Below are 15998 nucleotides of genomic sequence, written 5' to 3'. Positions count from 1 at the left end.
GGGTGCGGCTACTGGTTCTGGTTCTCGCCGCGGTAGTACTCGTACACCCAGCCCCACAGACCGACCAGGATCAGCGGCGCCGAGAAGTACATCAGCCACCAGCCGAAGACGACGCCCATGAAGGCGAAGAGGCCACCGATGGCCAGCGAGAGCGGCTGCCAGCTGTGCGGGGAGAAGAACCCCAGCTCGCCCGCCTCGTCGGCGACGTCGGCCTCCAGGTTGTCCTGGGCCATCTCGTCCACGCGCGCGGCCGTGAAGGCCAGGTAGTAGCCGATCATGGCGCTCAGGCCGAAGGCCAGTGCGAGCGCGGTGGTGCCGACCGGCTCCTTCGACCACACGCCGTACACGACGGTCATGATCAGGATGAAGGCGGCGAGCCACAGGAACATCCTGCCCTGGATCTTCACTTGCCGGCCTCCTTGCCACCAGCGACGGCCTTGGCGGCCACGGCGTGGTCCTCAAGGTGGTCGAGGGCCGCGATCTCGGGGTGGTGCAGATCGAATGCCGGGGATTCGGACCGGATCCTCGGCAGGGTGAGGAAGTTGTGCCGCGGCGGCGGGCAAGACGTCGCCCATTCGAGCGAACGGCCGTAGCCCCACGGGTCGTCGACCTCGACCTTCTTGCCGTACTTCGCCGTCTTCCAGACGTTGTACATGAACGGCAGCATCGACAGGCCCAGCACGAACGAGCTGATCGTCGAGATGGTGTTCAGCAGCGTGAAGCCGTCCGCCGCGAGGTAGTCCGCGTAACGACGCGGCATGCCCTCGGCGCCCAGCCAGTGCTGCACCAGGAAGGTGCCGTGGAAGCCGATGAACAGCGTCCAGAAGGTGATCTTGCCGAGGCGCTCGTCCAGCATCTTGCCCGTGAACTTCGGCCACCAGAAGTGGAAGCCCGCGAACATCGCGAAGACCACGGTGCCGAAGACGACGTAGTGGAAGTGCGCGACGACGAAGTACGAGTCGGAGACGTGGAAGTCCATCGGGGGCGAGGCCAGGATGACACCGGTCAGGCCGCCGAAGGTGAAGGTGACCAGGAAGCCGATCGTCCAGAGCATCGGGGTCTCGAAGGACAGCGAGCCCTTCCACATGGTGCCGATCCAGTTGAAGAACTTCACACCGGTCGGAACCGCGATGAGGAACGTCATGAAGGAGAAGAACGGCAGCAGCACACCGCCGGTGACGTACATGTGGTGGGCCCACACGGTCACCGAAAGGCCGGCGATCGAGATCGTCGCGGCGATCAGGCCGATGTAACCGAACATCGGCTTGCGCGAGAAGACCGGAATGATTTCGGAAACGATTCCGAAGAACGGCAGCGCGATGATGTACACCTCTGGGTGCCCGAAGAACCAGAAGAGGTGTTGCCACAACAGGGCGCCGCCATTGGCCGCGTCGAAGATGTGCGAGCCGAACTTCCGGTCGGCCTCCAGCGCGAAGAGCGCGGCGGCCAGCACCGGGAAGGCGAGCAGGACCAGAACACCGGTCAGCAGCACGTTCCAGGTGAAGATCGGCATGCGGAACATCGTCATGCCGGGGGCGCGCATGCAGATGATCGTGGTGATGAAGTTGACCGAGCCGAGGATCGTGCCGAAGCCGGAGAAGGCCAGACCCATGATCCACATGTCGGCGCCGATGCCCGGCGAGCGGACGGCGTCCGACAGCGGGGAGTAGGCGAACCAGCCGAAGTCGGCGGCACCCGAGGGGGTGATGAAGCCGGCCACCGCGAGGGTCGAACCGAAGAGGTACAGCCAGTACGCGAACATGTTCAGCCGCGGGAACGCCACGTCGGGCGCGCCGATCTGCAGCGGCATGATCCAGTTCGCGAAGCCCGCGAACAGCGGGGTGGCGAACATCAGCAGCATGATCGTGCCATGCATGGTGAACGCCTGGTTGAACTGCTCGTTCGACATGATCTGCGTACCCGGACGGGCCAGCTCGGCGCGCATGAAGAGCGCCAGGAGGCCGCCGATGAGGAAGAACACGAACGACGTGAGCAGGTACATCGTGCCGATGGTCTTGTGGTCGGTAGTGGTCAACCACTTCACGACGACATTGCCCGGCTGCTTGGCCCGTACCGGCAACTCGTTCTCGTACGAGTCGGCCTCGGCACCCTGAGGCTGATTGAGGATGCTCACAGTTGGTTCACCTCAGCATTGCGGGCCGGGTCGGTCTGCTGGATGCCGGCCGGGAGGAAGCCGGTCTGACCCTTCTCCGCAAGCTCCTTCAGGTGCGCCTTGTACGCCTCCGGGGAGACGACCTTGACGTTGAAGAGCATTCGGGAGTGGTCGACACCGCAGAGTTCGGCGCACTTGCCCATGAAGACGCCCTCTTCGGTCGGGGTGACCTCGAAGACGTTGGTGTGCCCCGGAATGACGTCCTGCTTGAACAGGAAGGGGACCACCCAGAAAGAGTGGATGACGTCGTTGGACGACAGGATGAAGCGGACCTTCTCACCCTTCGGCAGCCAGAGCGTCGGGCCCGGGTTGCCGGTCTCCGCGTTCCGGTCGCTCGGGACGCCCTTGGTGTAGACGCCTTCGGCGCCCGCGGGGAAGTCCTTGGTGTAGCGGTCCGGAATGGCGGCGAGTTCCTTGGGAACCTCGCCCGCCTTCGGAGTCGCCGCATCGCCGTCGACGTCCTCGACGTAGTTGAAGCCCCAGCTCCACTGGAAGCCGACCACGTTGATCGTGTGCGCCGGCTTGGCGGAGAGGGCGAGCAGCTTCGACTCGTCACGCGCGGTGAAGTAGAAGAGCACCGAGACGATGATGAGCGGGACCACGGTGTACAGCGCCTCGATGGGCATGTTGTACCGGGTCTGCGGGGGAACCTCGACCTTGGTCCGGCTGCGCCGGTGGAAGATGACGCTCCACATGATCAGGCCCCACACGAGGATGCCGGTGATCAGAGCGGCCGCCCAGGACCCCTGCCACAGGGAGAGGATGCGAGGCGCCTCTTCAGTGACCGGGGTGGGCAATCCGAGGCGGGGGAAGTCTTTCCATGTATACGAGCAACCAGTGGCGGTCGCCAGGACCACGCCCGCAGTCAGCGCCTGCAGCAGCTTCCGCCGCATCGGGCGCCGCGGCGAGCGGTCGGAGCCGTAGGGACTCACGTAGCGCCTTCCCGAGAGTCTCGGCCCGCGCGGCCGGCCGCGGCCGCATTCGGGTCGGTCGCCGGCCCTGACGCAGGCAGGGGTTTGGATGTTTATGCGGACCAAACCCTACTGGACGCTATTTGGGGTCGCGCGGGGAGGGTGCCCAACGCGCCGTTACTGACCCCGAAGGGATGGATCCGCCGTACGGGGGACGGCCCAACGGGCCCCGAATGGCGGGGTCCCGACGACATCTGACGGGCCCTAGGGCCTGTCGCGGCGCCGGCGCGGCGGCCGGTTAGCGTGACCGGATGCCGTACTTCGACACCGCGTCCGCCGCCCCGCTGCACCCCGTGGCCCGGCAGGCACTCCAGGCCTCCCTTGACGAAGGCTGGGCCGACCCGGCCCGGCTGTACCGCGAAGGGCGCCGGGCCCGGCTGCTGCTGGACGCGGCGCGGGAGGCGGCGGCGGAGGCGGTGGGCTGCCGTCCCGACGAGCTCGTGTTCACTCCTTCGGGGACGCACGCGGTTCACTCGGGCATGGCCGGGGTCCTGGCGGGGCGTCGGCGCGTCGGCGGGCATCTGGTCGTATCAGCGGTGGAACACAGTTCCGTACTGCACGCGGCGGAGGTCCACGCGGCGGGCGGCGGGCGGGTCGAGGAGGTCCCGGTGGACCGGTTCGGCCGGGTCTCCGCCTCCTCCTACGGGGAACTCGTGGGGCCCTCCACCGCGCTGGCCTGCCTCCAGTCGGCCAACCACGAGGTCGGCACCGTCCAGCCCGTGGCGGAGGTCGCCGAGGTGTGCGCCGCCGCCGGGGTGCCGTTGCTGGTGGACGCCGCGCAGTCGCTGGGCTGGGGGCCGGTCCCCGGAGGCTGGTCCGTGCTGTGCGCGAGCGCCCACAAATGGGGCGGTCCGGCCGGGGTCGGCCTGCTGGCGGTCCGCAAGGGAGTGCGCTTCGCCCCCCAAGGCCCCGCCGACGAAAGGGAGTCGGGGCGCTCCCCCGGCTTCGTCAACCTCCCCGCGGCCGTCGCCGCGGCGGCCTCCCTGCGGGCGGTGCGCGCCGAGGCGGACGCGGAGGCGGCCCGCCTGCGGATCCTGGTGGACCGGCTGCGGCGGCGGGTGGCCCGCCTGGTGCCGGACGTGGAGGTGGTGGGCCATCCCGACCTCCGGCTCCCGCACCTGGTCACCTTCTCCTGCCTGTACGTGGACGGCGAGACCCTGCTCCACGGGCTGGACCGGGCGGGCTACTCCGTCTCCTCCGGCTCCTCGTGCACCAGCTCGACGCTGACGCCGTCCCATGTCCTGCGGGCGATGGGGGTGCTGTCGGAGGGGAACGTACGGGTGTCCCTGCCGGCCGGTACGACGGCGGCGGAGGTCAACGGCTTCCTGGAGGTCCTGCCGGGGCTGGTGGCTGGGGTCCGCGAGCAACTCGGCGTGGTGGAACCGGTGATGGGCTCCGATCCGGAGGCGGAATCCCTGGAGCTGGACACCCTCGGCCTGCGGTGTCCGCAGCCGGTGATCGAACTGGCCCGGGCCATTGTCCGGGTGCCGGTGGGTGGCACGGTGACCGTCCTGTCGGACGACGAGGTCGCGCGGCTGGACATTCCGGCGTGGTGCGCGATGCGGGGGCAGACCTACGTGGGCGAAGCCCCGCGTCCCCTTGGTACTGCGTACACGGTCCGCCGGGCGGTCTGACCCGGGTCGCGGCTGCGGAGCCGGCCTGCGGCGGCCGGGGGGGGCGGGGCGGCCCTGCGGGGCGGAGTCCCCTACCCGCCCTTCCACCGTTCCCCGGGCTCCGCCCGGACCCGGTCCTCAAACGCCGGACGGGCTGGATTTACCGCTGCGCGGCAAAATTCAGCCCCGCCGGCGTTTGAGGCGCGGGGTCTGGGGCGGAGCCCCAGGGGGTCCGGGCGGAGCCCGGGAAACGGGCGAAGGGCGGGTAGGGGACTTCCGCCCCGCAGGGCCGAACCACCCGCACCCGCCCACAGACGGTCGTGCCGCCCAGCGCCGCGAGGGGCTACGCCGGGAGGTGGGCCTGGACTTCGGCCGCCGCCTCGTCGCCGTAGGCCTTCGTGAAGCGCTCCATGAAGTGGGCGCGGCCCAGGGTGTACTCCTGGGTGCCCAGGGTCTCGATGACGAGCGTGGCCAGCATGCAGCCGACCTGCGCGGCCCGCTCCAGGCCGACGCCCCAGCCCAGACCGGTCAGAAAGCCCGCGCGGAACGCGTCGCCGACGCCCGTCGGGTCGACCTTCGCGTTCTCCTCCGGGCAGCCGACCACGATCGGGTCGTGGCCGACCCGGTCGATGCGGACGCCGTTCGAGCCGAGCGTGGTGACCCGGGTGCCGACCTTCGCCAGGATCTCCGCGTCGGTCCAGCCGGACTTCGCCTCGATGAGGCCCTTCTCGTACTCGTTCGAGAAGAGGTACGTCGCGCCCTCCATCAGGGTGCGGATGTTGTCGCCGTCCATCCGGGCGATCTGCTGCGAGAAGTCCGCGGCGAAGGGGATCGCCCGCGTACGGCACTCCTCCGTGTGGCGCAGCATCGCCTCGGGGTCGTCCGCGCCGATCAGGACGAGGTCCAGGCCGCCGACGCGGTCCGCGACCGACTTGAGCTCGATCAGGCGGGCCTCGCTCATCGCGCCCGTGTAGAAGGAGCCGATCTGGTTGTGGTCGGCGTCCGTCGTGCAGACGAAGCGCGCGGTGTGCAGGACCTCGGAGATCCGCACGGACTGGGTGTCGACGCCGTGCCGGTCGAGCCAGGCGCGGTACTCGTCGAAGTCGGAGCCGGCCGCTCCGACGAGGATCGGCCGGGCGCCGAGCTGCCCCATGCCGAAGCAGATGTTCGGGCCGACGCCGCCGCGCCGTACGTCGAGGTTGTCGACGAGGAAGGAGAGGGAGACCGTGTGCAGCTGGTCCGCGACGAACTGGTCGGCGAAGCGGCCGGGGAAGGTCATGAGGTGGTCGGTGGCGATGGAGCCGGTGACTGCGATACGCACGGCGTGGACGCTCCTGCGGGGGACGGCATGGGGACAATCAAAACTACCCGGTCGGCGGGCCCCTCGGCCGACCGGCAGAAACTACCCCGTAGTAGGTCTTTCTTCGCTCGCGGTACCGTGCCTACCGTGCCCGCATGACCTACACGGATGGCTTCGGGCACGCCCGGCCCGCCCAGAACGCGGCGGGCACCGAGTTCGAACAGCTGCTGGGCGACTGCGCCCGGATGGCCCCACATTGGCCGGTTCCCGCCGATCTCCGACCGGATCGAGTGAGCCCCTCCCAGATCAACGGGATCCGCGTCCCGGCGGCCTCGGCCCGGCTCATCGCCGCCACGGCGGTCTACGGCTACTAGGCCGTCTCTTTCGGATCTTGCAGGTCCGGCCCCGGCGGAACCGGATCCGCGTCTGTTCCGTCACACCCGCATCACCCCATGCGGGACGGGCAAAGGAGCGATGCGGTGACCAGCGAACAACCCGAGGCAACCGGGGCAGCCGAGGCACCCGGCACACCTGAGGCATCACGTGCCACCCGACGGCGGCCGGCCTGGGTCGTCGGTTCGATCGCGGCCGCCGTCCTGCTCACCGGCGGCGGCACCGCGTACTGGGCGTCGACCGCCCACGGCGAGGGCCGTACGGGTGACAGCGCGGCCTCCGCGCCCCGCGCGCTGCCCACTCCGCCCGGGCCCGGCATCGCCCCCGGCGAGCCCGACCCCTCCGGCGGCGGGGTCACGTACACCGCCGACGTCCGGCTCCCGGACGGCCCGGCCACGGCGCCGGCGTTCACGGCGAGCGGTGAGGTGACCGCCGCCGAGGTGGCGCGGCTCGCGACGGCGCTCGGGATCTCCGGCGCGCCCCGGCTCGCCGGGCAGACCTGGCAGGCCGGGGAGACCGCGGACGGCTCCGGGCCCCGACTCACGGTGAACCTCAAGGCCCCGGGGACCTGGAACTTCTCCCGCTTCCAGGTCGGCGGCACGGGGGACGACTGTGTGCGCGGCAAGGACACCTGCGGACCGGCCACCCTCCCCCAGGACCTGGGCGGGGAGCATGGCGCCGCCGCCGGGACGCCCGTCTCCGAGGAGGCCGCCAAGGCCGCCGCCGCGCCCGTGCTGGCGGCCGTGGGCCAGGGCGCGGCCGCGCTCGACGCCCGGATCGCCCAGGGCTCCGTACGCCTGGTGACGGCCGACCCGGTGATCGGGGGCCTGCCCACGCAGGGCTGGTCCACCCGGATCGGCGTCGGGACGGACTCCCGGGTGGTGTCGGGCAGCGGCGAGCTGAAGGTTCCGGTGCGGGCCGCCGAGCAGCCGGTGATCGGCGCCGTGGACGCGCTGGCCCGGCTGAACGACAAGGCCCGGGGCTCCGACGGTACGGGCCCGGACCCGAGCGGCTGCGCCACGAGCGTCCCGCTGACTCCGGACGCCCCGGACGGGGCCACGGACACGCTCCCGTGCAACCCGGAGCCCCGGCCGATGAAGCCGCCGCGGACGGAGTCGGTGCGGGGCGCCGAGCTCGGGCTGGTCCCGGGCACCGTCGACGGGGCCCGCGGCCTGGTGCCGGCCTGGCTGTTCGAGGTGGCGGGCAAGGGCGGCGGCCCCGGCCACACGGTGGCCCAGCCGGCGGCCCTGACGGAGGAGACTCCCCCGGTCGACCTGCCCACCCCGGTCGACCCGCCCGCGAAGGGACAGACCGTGCCCGGGTTCTCGTACTCCTCGGCCGACCGGACGCTGACCGTGAACTTCTGGGGCGGGGTGTGCAGCACGTACGCCCTGGAGGTCCGCGAGCAGCCGGAGTCGGTGATGGTGAAGATCACGGACACCCCGAACGCTCCGGGGCAGGCCTGCATCATGCTGGCGCAGGAGATGACGGTGACGGCCTCGCTCCAGCAGCCGCTCGGCGACCGCAAGGTGATCGACGCGACCACGGGCAAGGCGGTCCCCCGCCAGTAGGCGCCGGGACGTGACGAGAGGGGCCCGCCCCCCGAAGTCCCCCGGCCGGCCCCTCTCGTGGTCCTACGAGCTCAACCGGGCTGTGAACCAGCCGGGCAGCCCGGGCTTAGCTGAAGGAGTCGCCGCAGGCGCAGGAGCCCGTGGCGTTCGGGTTGTCGATCGTGAAGCCCTGCTTCTCGATGGTGTCGACGAAGTCGATGGACGCACCGTGCAGGTACGGGGAGCTCATCCGGTCGGTGACGACCTTCACACCGTCGAAGTCCTTCACGACGTCGCCGTCGAGGGAGCGCTCGTCGAAGAAGAGCTGGTAGCGCAGGCCGGAGCAGCCGCCGGGCTGGACGGCGACGCGCAGCGCCAGGTCATCGCGGCCTTCCTGCGTCAGCAGGGTCCTGACCTTCTCGGCGGCGGCGTCGGACAGGAGGATGCCGTCGCTCACGGTGGTCTTTTCGTCCTGTACGGACATCTGCATTCACTCCCGAAGTGGGCGGCTCCCCACCCAAGGCGGGGAAACGTCGGACTCTTGCCGTCGGTGGCAACGAGCGGGACCGCGGATTCATTCCGGGACCCGACGCGTCTTTCAGAAATTCCATGCTCGCACACACCCGCGCGGTGGTGGGTCCCCGTGAGGTCCCCGTGCCGGGCGGGCGAATTCGTCACATCGACACTATCGGCATCGTCAAAGTGACGTGAAGCAGTTATGATAGATAACGTCAAATAGACGAGAAGTCGAAGCGAAGGCTTCAGAGTGGCTTCAGAAGTCCCTTGTCGCAGAACAGAAAGGGTGCGTGTCGTGACCACCGCCCAGCCTTTGGACAACCAGCCTTTGGACGTCCAGCCGACGCCCCTCGCCTTGCTGCTGCTCGGCCGCGAGGCCGACCCCAAGAGCGAGCGCGGGGTGGAGTGCCCCGGCGACCTGCCCTCGCCGTCGGACCCGAACCTCGTGGCGCGCGCCCGCGCCGCCAAGGAGAAGCTCGGGGACAAGGTCTTCATCCTCGGCCACCACTACCAGCGTGACGAGGTCATCGAGTTCGCCGACGTCACCGGCGACTCCTTCAAGCTCGCCAAGGACGCGGCCGCCAGGCCGGAGGCCGAGTACATCGTCTTCTGCGGCGTCCACTTCATGGCCGAGTCCGCGGACATCCTCACCTCGGACGACCAGAAGGTGGTCCTGCCGGACCTGGCCGCGGGCTGCTCGATGGCCGACATGGCCACCGCCGAGCAGGTCGCGGAGTGCTGGGACGTGCTGACCGAGGCCGGTATCGCCGGAGCCACGGTCCCCGTCTCGTACATGAACTCCTCGGCCGACATCAAGGCCTTCACCGGCAAGCACGGCGGCACGATCTGTACCTCGTCCAACGCCAAGAAGGCCCTGGAGTGGGCGTTCGAGCAGGGGGAGAAGGTGCTGTTCCTCCCGGACCAGCACCTGGGCCGCAACACCGCCGTCCGCGACATGGGCATGTCCGTGGACGACTGCGTGTTGTACAACCCGCACAAGCCGAACGGCGGCCTGACCGTCGAGCAGCTCCGCAACGCCAAGATGATCCTGTGGCGCGGTCACTGCTCGGTGCACGGCCGGTTCTCGGTCGACTCGGTCAACGACGTGCGCGCCCGCATCCCCGGCGTGAACGTCCTGGTCCACCCCGAGTGCAAGCACGAGGTCGTGGCGGCCGCGGACTACGTCGGCTCCACCGAGTACATCATCAAGGCGCTGGAGGCGGCCCCGGCCGGCTCCAAGTGGGCCATCGGCACCGAGCTGAACCTCGTCCAGCGTCTGGCGAACCGTTTCGCCACGGAGGACAAGGAGGTCGTCTTCCTCGACAAGACGGTCTGCTTCTGCTCGACCATGAACCGCATCGACCTCCCCCACCTGGTGTGGACCCTGGAGTCCCTGGCCGAGGGCAACCTCGTCAACCAGATCCAGGTCGACAAGGAGACCGCGGACTTCGCCAAGCTCGCCCTGGAGCGGATGCTCGCGCTTCCGTAGCCCGGCCGGCAGCAGCAACGGCCGAAGGGCCGCTCCTCCTGTGAGGAGCGGCCCTTCGGCGTGTGCGCCCGTACGGGTCTCAGACCTTGACCGGGCTCTCCTCGTCCGCCGGGGCGGCCGGGGCCGGGACCACGGTCAGGCGGGCCGTCTTCTTCGCGCTGCGGCGCTCCTTGCGGAGCTCCAGCATCGTGTAGAGGGTCGGCACCAGGAGGAGGGTGAGCAGGGTGGAGCTGATCAGGCCGCCGATGACGACCACCGCGAGCGGCTGCGAGATGAAGCCGCCCTCGCCGGTGACGCCCAGCGCCATCGGGAGCAGCGCGAAGATCGTCGCCAGTGCCGTCATGAGGATCGGGCGCAGCCGGTGGCGGCCGCCCTCGACGACCGCCTCGATCACGCCGTAGCCCTGGGCCCGGTACTGGTTGACCAGGTCGATCAGGACGATCGCGTTGGTCACGACGATGCCGATGAGCATCAGCATGCCGATCAGTGCCGGGACGCCGAGCGGGGTGCCGGTGACCAGGAGCAGGCCGAGCGCGCCGGTCGCGGCGAACGGGATGGAGACCAGCAGGATCAGCGGCTGGACCAGCGAGCGGAACGTCGCGACCAGCAGCATGAACACGAGCGCGATGGCCGCGAGCATGGCCAGGCCCAGCTGGGCGAAGGCCTCGCTCTGGTCCTCCCCGACGCCGCCGATGGAGGCCGTGGCGCCCGCGGGCAGGTCCAGGGCCTTGATCTTCGACTGCAGGGTGGAGCTGACGGCGCCGGTGTTGTCGCCGATCGGCTTCGCACTGATGGTCGCGGCGCGGGCGCCGTCGATCCGGGTCATCGCGACGGGCCCGGGGACCTCCTTGACCTCGGCGATGTCGCCGAGCCTGACCGGGCCGACCGGCAGCGCCTGCAGCTCGGCCAGGGTGGCGGCCGGCTGCGCGGACTTGATGACGATGTCCCGCTCGGTGTCGTCCAGTACGGCCTTGCCCGCCGGGTTGCCGCGTACGGCCTGGCCGACGATGGCGCCGAGCGCGGCCTGGTTCAGGCCGAACTCCGCCGCCTTGGGGGTGGCGGTGACCGAGATCCGGGGCACGGACTGGGACAGGTCGCTCTGGACGTCGGTGACGTCCTCGATCTTCGCCACCTCGGCGCGGACCTGCTCGGCGGCCTGGGCGAGGACGGCCCCGTCACCGGCCTTGACGACGACGCTGAGGTTCTGGCTGCCGAAGCCGTCGCCGGCCGCGATGGTGGTCTCGCCGATGCCCTCGATCCCCTTGAGGGCGGTCTCGATGTCCTTCTTGGCGGACTCGGTCTTGTCCGAGCTCTCCAGCGTGACCTGGTACGAGGCCTGGTTGGAGCCCGTACCGCCGCCGAAGGCGGCCATGAAGCCGGAGGAGCCGACGGTGACCTGGTAGTCCTTGACCCCGTCGGTCTCGGAGAGGACCTTCTCGACCTTGCGGCTCGCCTCGTCGGCGGCGACCAGCGAGGTGCCGGGCGCCAACTGCTGCTTGATGCTCAGGACTTCCTGCTCACCCTGGTCGAAGAAGTTCGTCTTGAGCAGCGGGGTCATGCCCAGCGTCGCGACGAGCACCACGACGGCGACGGCCACGGTGGCGAGCCGGCGGCGGGTGACGAGGTCCAGCGCCCGTACATAGAACTGCTGGAGCTTGCTGCGGGACTCCTTCTCCTCGGCCTCGCGGCGGGCCTTCTCGATGCTCGCGGCGTCCCCCTCCACGACGCCCTTCGGCGCGCGCAGGAACCAGTACGAGAGCACCGGCACGACCGTCAGGGAGACGAGCAGCGAGGCCAGCAGGGCCGCGGTGACGGTGATGGAGAACGGGCCGAAGAACTGGCCGACCATGCCGCCGACGAAGGCGATCGGCAGGAAGACGGCGACGGTGGTGAGCGTGGAGGAGGTGACCGCGCCGGCCACCTCCTTGACCGCGGTGATGATCGCGTGCCGGCGCTCCTCGCCGTAGCCGAGGTGGCGCTTGATGTTCTCCAGGACCACGATCGAGTCGTCGACGACCCGGCCGATGGCGATGGTGAGCGCGCCCAGCGTCAGCATGTTGAGGGAGAGGTCGCGGGTCCACAGCACGATCAGCGCGAGGACGACGGACAGCGGGATGGAGACCGCGGTGACCAGCGTCGAGCGCAGCGAGCCGAGGAAGACCAGGATCACGACGACCGCGAAGACCAGGCCGAGCAGGCCCTCGGTGGTCAGGCCCGAGATGGACTTGGCGACGGCCGGGCCCTGGTCGCTGACCACGGTCAGGTCGGCGCCGGAGCCGAGGGTGGAGCGGAGCTCGGGCAGCTTGTCCTTGACCGCGTCCGAGATGGCGACGGCGCTGCCGTCCTTGTCCATGGTGAGGACCAGGGCGAGGCTGGGCTTGCCGTTGGTGCGGGTGAGGGAGTCGGCCTTGGCGGGCTCCTGCTTCACGCTCGCCACGTCGCCGAGGCGGACGGCGGGCTTGCCCGGTCCGGCGGTGAGGCGCAGGTCCTCCAGCTGGGCGAGCGAGGTGTAGCCCGAACCGACGCGCACGGTGCGGTTCTTGCCCCCCTCGTCGAAGGAGCCGGCGGGGATGGTGGCGCCGCCCGCCTGGAGGCCCTGGGCCAGGGCCGCTCCGTCGAGGCCGGCGGCGGCGAGCTTGGCGTTGTCGGGGGTGACGGTGACCTGGACGTCCTGGACCCCGTCGACGGTGACCTGGCCGACGCCCGCGATGTCCTCCAGCGCGGGGACCACCGACTTGTTCAGCTGGTCGGCCAGCGCCTGCTGGTCCTTGTCGGAGGTGACGGCGAGGACCACGGTCGGCATGTCGTCGGTGGAACCGGCGATCACCTGCGGGTCCACCTCGGCGGGCAGCCGTACGCGGGCCCGGTTGACGGCCTGCTGGACGTCGGCGACGAGCTGCTTGGTGCCGTCGTCGCCGTAGTCGAAGGTCGCCATGATGAGGGCGTTGCCCTCGCTGGCGGTGGAGGTGATGCCGGTGATGCCGTCGACGCCCTTGAGCATGGCTTCGATCGGTTCGACGACCTGCTTCTCCACCACGTCGGGCGAGGCGCCCTGGTACGGCGCGAGCACGGACACCATCGGCAGGTCGATGGAGGGCAGCAGCTGCTGCTTGAGCTGCGGGATGGCAATGGCGCCGAAGAGGAGCGCGACGAGCGACACGAGGCCGATCAGCGCCCTTTGGGCGAGGCTGAAGCGGGACAGCCGGAACATGGCTATGGGGATCTCTCTGCAGGGACGCGGTGACGTCTACGAGGCATGACGGGGCCGTGCCGTCGGGCACGCGCGGGCTCCCTCAGCCTCTCCCGCACAGGGGCACGGCCACGTCGGCCCCAGGTCCCGTCCTTATCCGGGGCATACCGCGTCCGCAGTAGGCGGGGCTACTCCGAACTGCTCCGAACTCCTCCGAAACGCCTCCGAACTAGTCGGCCCTGGGCCGGACTAGTCCCGATTCGTAGGCGATGACCACCAATTGCGCCCGGTCGCGGGCGCCGAGCTTGGACATGGCGCGGTTCACGTGGGTCTTGACGGTGAGCGGGCTGACTTCCAGCCGGCGGGCGATCTCGTCGTTGGACAGGCCCGCCGCCACGAGTACGAGGACCTCGCGCTCGCGGACGGTCAGCGCGGCGAGGCGCTGTACGTGGTCGGCGCCCGCGGCGGGGGTGTCGCCGGCGCCGCCGCCCTGCGCGAGGAAGGTGGCGATGAGCCCCTTGGTGGCGGCCGGGGAGAGCAGCGCGTCGCCGGCCGCCGCGACGCGGATGGCGTTGAGCAGTTCCTCGGGCTCGGCGCCCTTGCCGAGGAACCCGGAGGCGCCCGCCCGCAGGGCCGCCGCCACGTACTCGTCCACCTCGAAGGTCGTCAGCATCACCACGCGCACCGCGGCCAGTTCGGGGTCGGCGCTGATCAGCCGGGTGGCGGCGAGGCCGTCGGTGCCGGGCATCCGGATGTCCATGAGCACGACGTCGGGCCGCTCCGTGCGCGCCAGCTCGAAGGCCTGCGCCCCGTCGGAGGCCTCCCCGACCACGCACATGTCGGCCTCGGAGTCGACGAGCACCTTGAACGCGCTGCGCAGCAGGGCCTGGTCGTCGGCGAGGAGCACCCGGATGGGCGTCGGGGCCTGGTTCGGGGTCGTTTCCACGCCCTGACCCTACGTCGTCCCAGGCCCTAGCCCAGGGCCAGTACCACCAGGGCCGTCGTCGCCGAGACCTCGGCCAGGGCTCCGAACACGTCGCCCGTGACCCCGTCGAAGCGGCGTACGCAGCGGCGGAGCAGGGCCTCCGCCGCCAGTAGGGCGGCCAGGACCGCCGCCGCGTGCTGCGCGGCGGCCGGCAGGCCCAGCGGCAGCGCGGCGGCGGCGGACAGGACCACCACCAGCGCGGCGACCGCGGCGGCGGCGCCGCCGGGGACCACTCCGGCGACCGCCGCGCCCAGCCCCTCGGGGCGGGCCGGAGGGACGCCGTCGCGGGAGGCCAGGGTCATGGCGAGCCGGGCGGCGACGGCGGCGACCACGGCGGCCAGCGCACCCCGGGTCCAGCTGTCGGCGTACACGTTCGCCAGCGCCGCGACCTGGACCAGCAGCACGAACACCAGCGCCACCACCCCGAAGGGGCCGATGTCGGACTGCTTCATGATGCGCAGCGCGGCGTCGGCCGGCTTGGCGCTGCCCAGTCCGTCCACCGTGTCGGCGAGGCCGTCCAGGTGCAGGGCGCGGGTCAGGGCCGCCGGTACGGCGACGGTGACGGCCGCGGCGAGCAGCGGGCCGCCGCCGCACAGCAGCAGGAGCACCCCGGGCACGGCCGAGAGGAGCCCCACGACGAGCCCGGCGAGCGGGGCGCAGGCCATGCCGGTGCGGGCGGCGGGACGGTCCCAGCGGGTGATGCGCGCGGGCAGCACGGTGAGCGTGCCGAAGGCGAAGCGGACCCCGTCGAGCAGCGAGGCCCGGTCCGGGGGCGGGGTCAGGGGCGGGCCGTCGTACGAATCTGTCATCGGCGCGAACGCTACCCGCTCGACGGGACCGGTAAGTTACCCATAACGCCCCAAACCGGAAGGTGGTGGCATGGGTCACTGGTGGTATCGCAACATTGTGGAGCCGGGGAAGCTCCCGCTGCTCCTCGCGCTGGTCGCCTTCGTGCTGTCCTTCCTGGTCACCCGCGTGATCACCCGGATGATCCGGGCGGGGCGCGGGCCCTTCAAGAACGTCACGCCGGGCGGGATGCACATCCACCACGTGGTCCCGGGCGTGATCCTCGTGATCATCGGCGGCTTCGGTGCGATCGGCAGCGCCCGGCACAGCTTCGGGGCGGGGCTGTCGGCCGTGATCTTCGGGCTGGGCGCGGGGCTGGTGCTGGACGAGTTCGCGCTGATCCTGCACCTGGACGACGTCTACTGGAGCGAGCAGGGGCGCAAGAGCGTGGAGATCGTGGTCCTGACGGCGGCGGTCGTGGCGCTGGTGCTGGGCGGTTTCCTGCCGTTCGGGGTCAACGACCTCACCGAGGACGAGCGGCACAACCGCGGCCTGGTCGCCATGAACACGGCGACCAACTTCTTCCTCGCCCTGATCGCCCTGTGGAAGGGCAAACCGCGCACCGCGTTCTTCGGCACGGTCATCCCCTTCGTCGCGCTGATCGGCTCGGTCCGCCTCGCCCGGCCCGGTTCTCCGTACGCGAAGAAGTTCTACGCGAACCGCCCGAAGGCCCGCGCCAAGGCCCAGCTGCGCGCCTTCCACCACGACCGCCGGTGGGCCTCGCCGCGGCGCCGGTTCGAGAACTTCATCGGCGGTACTCCCGACCCGGAGCGGCAGACCTCCGAGAAGGAGCCGCACTGACCCGGCGGCCCGGTGCGGAGACGGCGCGAGGGCCCGTCCCCATCCTTGGGTTCTAGTGGTTGTCGCAACACCCCAGTTCAGGGGATGCGATGGACTTCCGGATCCGTGAGGTGCGGAGCCCCCAGGGGCCCAGGAAGCTCTCTGCGGAGCGGGCTGGATACTTCCAGCTCA

General features: G+C 70.6%; 13 protein-coding genes. 5 read left to right on the top strand and 8 right to left on the bottom strand.

Going from position 1 to position 15998, the window contains the following annotated elements; genetic code table 11:
• Nucleotides 1-8: 8 nt before the first annotated feature.
• From AC061S_RS36080 to ctaC, 3 genes are read right to left on the bottom strand one after another with little or no spacing between them, the layout of a single operon-like run.
• Nucleotides 9-407 carry a cytochrome c oxidase subunit 4 gene (locus tag AC061S_RS36080; RefSeq protein ID WP_478690107.1) on the bottom strand — a complete coding sequence of 133 codons (399 nt, stop codon included), beginning with the start codon at nucleotides 405-407 and terminating at the stop codon, nucleotides 9-11.
• On the bottom strand, nucleotides 404-2134 hold the full coding sequence (ctaD, locus tag AC061S_RS36075; protein WP_478690106.1) for an aa3-type cytochrome oxidase subunit I: 1731 nt from the start codon (nucleotides 2132-2134) through the stop codon (nucleotides 404-406). The genes AC061S_RS36080 and ctaD overlap by 4 nt, the downstream gene beginning before the upstream one ends.
• Nucleotides 2131-3105 carry an aa3-type cytochrome oxidase subunit II gene (gene ctaC, locus AC061S_RS36070; protein WP_478690105.1) on the bottom strand — a complete coding sequence of 325 codons (975 nt, stop codon included), beginning with the start codon at nucleotides 3103-3105 and terminating at the stop codon, nucleotides 2131-2133. Before ctaC ends, ctaD begins: the two co-directional genes overlap by 4 nt.
• Nucleotides 3106-3395: 290 nt before the next feature.
• Here ctaC and AC061S_RS36065 point away from each other — a divergent pair, with 290 nt between their 5' ends.
• The gene (locus tag AC061S_RS36065) at nucleotides 3396-4778 is read left to right on the top strand and encodes an aminotransferase class V-fold PLP-dependent enzyme (RefSeq protein ID WP_478690104.1); all 1383 of its coding nucleotides are present in this window, start codon (nucleotides 3396-3398) and stop codon (nucleotides 4776-4778) included.
• Nucleotides 4779-5100: 322 nt separating this feature from the next.
• Here the strand turns inward: AC061S_RS36065 and AC061S_RS36060 are convergent, their stop codons facing one another.
• Nucleotides 5101-6078: a carbohydrate kinase family protein gene (locus AC061S_RS36060; RefSeq protein ID WP_478690103.1), complete on the bottom strand. Its 978-nt coding sequence runs from the start codon at nucleotides 6076-6078 to the stop codon at nucleotides 5101-5103.
• Between the two features lie 134 nt (nucleotides 6079-6212).
• Here AC061S_RS36060 and AC061S_RS36055 point away from each other — a divergent pair, with 134 nt between their 5' ends.
• Nucleotides 6213-6431, top strand: a complete 219-nt coding sequence (locus AC061S_RS36055; protein WP_478690102.1) for a hypothetical protein — start codon at nucleotides 6213-6215, stop codon at nucleotides 6429-6431.
• A gap of 105 nt (nucleotides 6432-6536) precedes the next feature.
• Nucleotides 6537-8021, top strand: coding sequence for a hypothetical protein (locus tag AC061S_RS36050; protein ID WP_478690101.1), 1485 nt, complete (start codon nucleotides 6537-6539; stop codon nucleotides 8019-8021).
• A gap of 106 nt (nucleotides 8022-8127) precedes the next feature.
• On the opposite strand, the gene erpA is transcribed toward AC061S_RS36050, so the two are convergent.
• Nucleotides 8128-8484, bottom strand: a complete 357-nt coding sequence (gene erpA / locus AC061S_RS36045; protein ID WP_478690100.1) for an iron-sulfur cluster insertion protein ErpA — start codon at nucleotides 8482-8484, stop codon at nucleotides 8128-8130.
• Nucleotides 8485-8802: 318 nt separating this feature from the next.
• Between erpA and nadA the strand changes: the two genes are divergently transcribed.
• Nucleotides 8803-10005, top strand: coding sequence for a quinolinate synthase NadA (gene nadA / locus AC061S_RS36040; protein ID WP_478690099.1), 1203 nt, complete (start codon nucleotides 8803-8805; stop codon nucleotides 10003-10005).
• A 79-nt stretch (nucleotides 10006-10084) separates the two neighbouring features.
• Here nadA and AC061S_RS36035 read toward each other — a convergent pair whose 3' ends face one another.
• The 3 genes from AC061S_RS36035 to AC061S_RS36025 all read right to left on the bottom strand — a co-directional run bounded on the left by AC061S_RS36035 (nucleotide 10085) and on the right by AC061S_RS36025 (nucleotide 14989).
• Nucleotides 10085-13216 carry an efflux RND transporter permease subunit gene (locus tag AC061S_RS36035; RefSeq protein WP_478690098.1) on the bottom strand — a complete coding sequence of 1044 codons (3132 nt, stop codon included), beginning with the start codon at nucleotides 13214-13216 and terminating at the stop codon, nucleotides 10085-10087.
• 208 nt (nucleotides 13217-13424) lie between these two features.
• Nucleotides 13425-14141 carry a response regulator gene (locus AC061S_RS36030; RefSeq protein WP_478690097.1) on the bottom strand — a complete coding sequence of 239 codons (717 nt, stop codon included), beginning with the start codon at nucleotides 14139-14141 and terminating at the stop codon, nucleotides 13425-13427.
• 26 nt (nucleotides 14142-14167) lie between these two features.
• On the bottom strand, nucleotides 14168-14989 hold the full coding sequence (locus AC061S_RS36025) for an adenosylcobinamide-GDP ribazoletransferase (protein ID WP_478690096.1): 822 nt from the start codon (nucleotides 14987-14989) through the stop codon (nucleotides 14168-14170).
• Nucleotides 14990-15059: 70 nt separating this feature from the next.
• Between AC061S_RS36025 and AC061S_RS36020 the strand changes: the two genes are divergently transcribed.
• Nucleotides 15060-15827, top strand: coding sequence for a hypothetical protein (locus AC061S_RS36020; protein WP_478690095.1), 768 nt, complete (start codon nucleotides 15060-15062; stop codon nucleotides 15825-15827).
• Nucleotides 15828-15998 lie beyond the last annotated feature (171 nt).

It is taken from the genome of Streptomyces sp. CA189 (assembly GCF_056428985.1).
The sequence above is the reverse complement of the archived record's forward strand: the minus strand, read 5'-3'. Positions and strand labels throughout refer to the sequence as shown.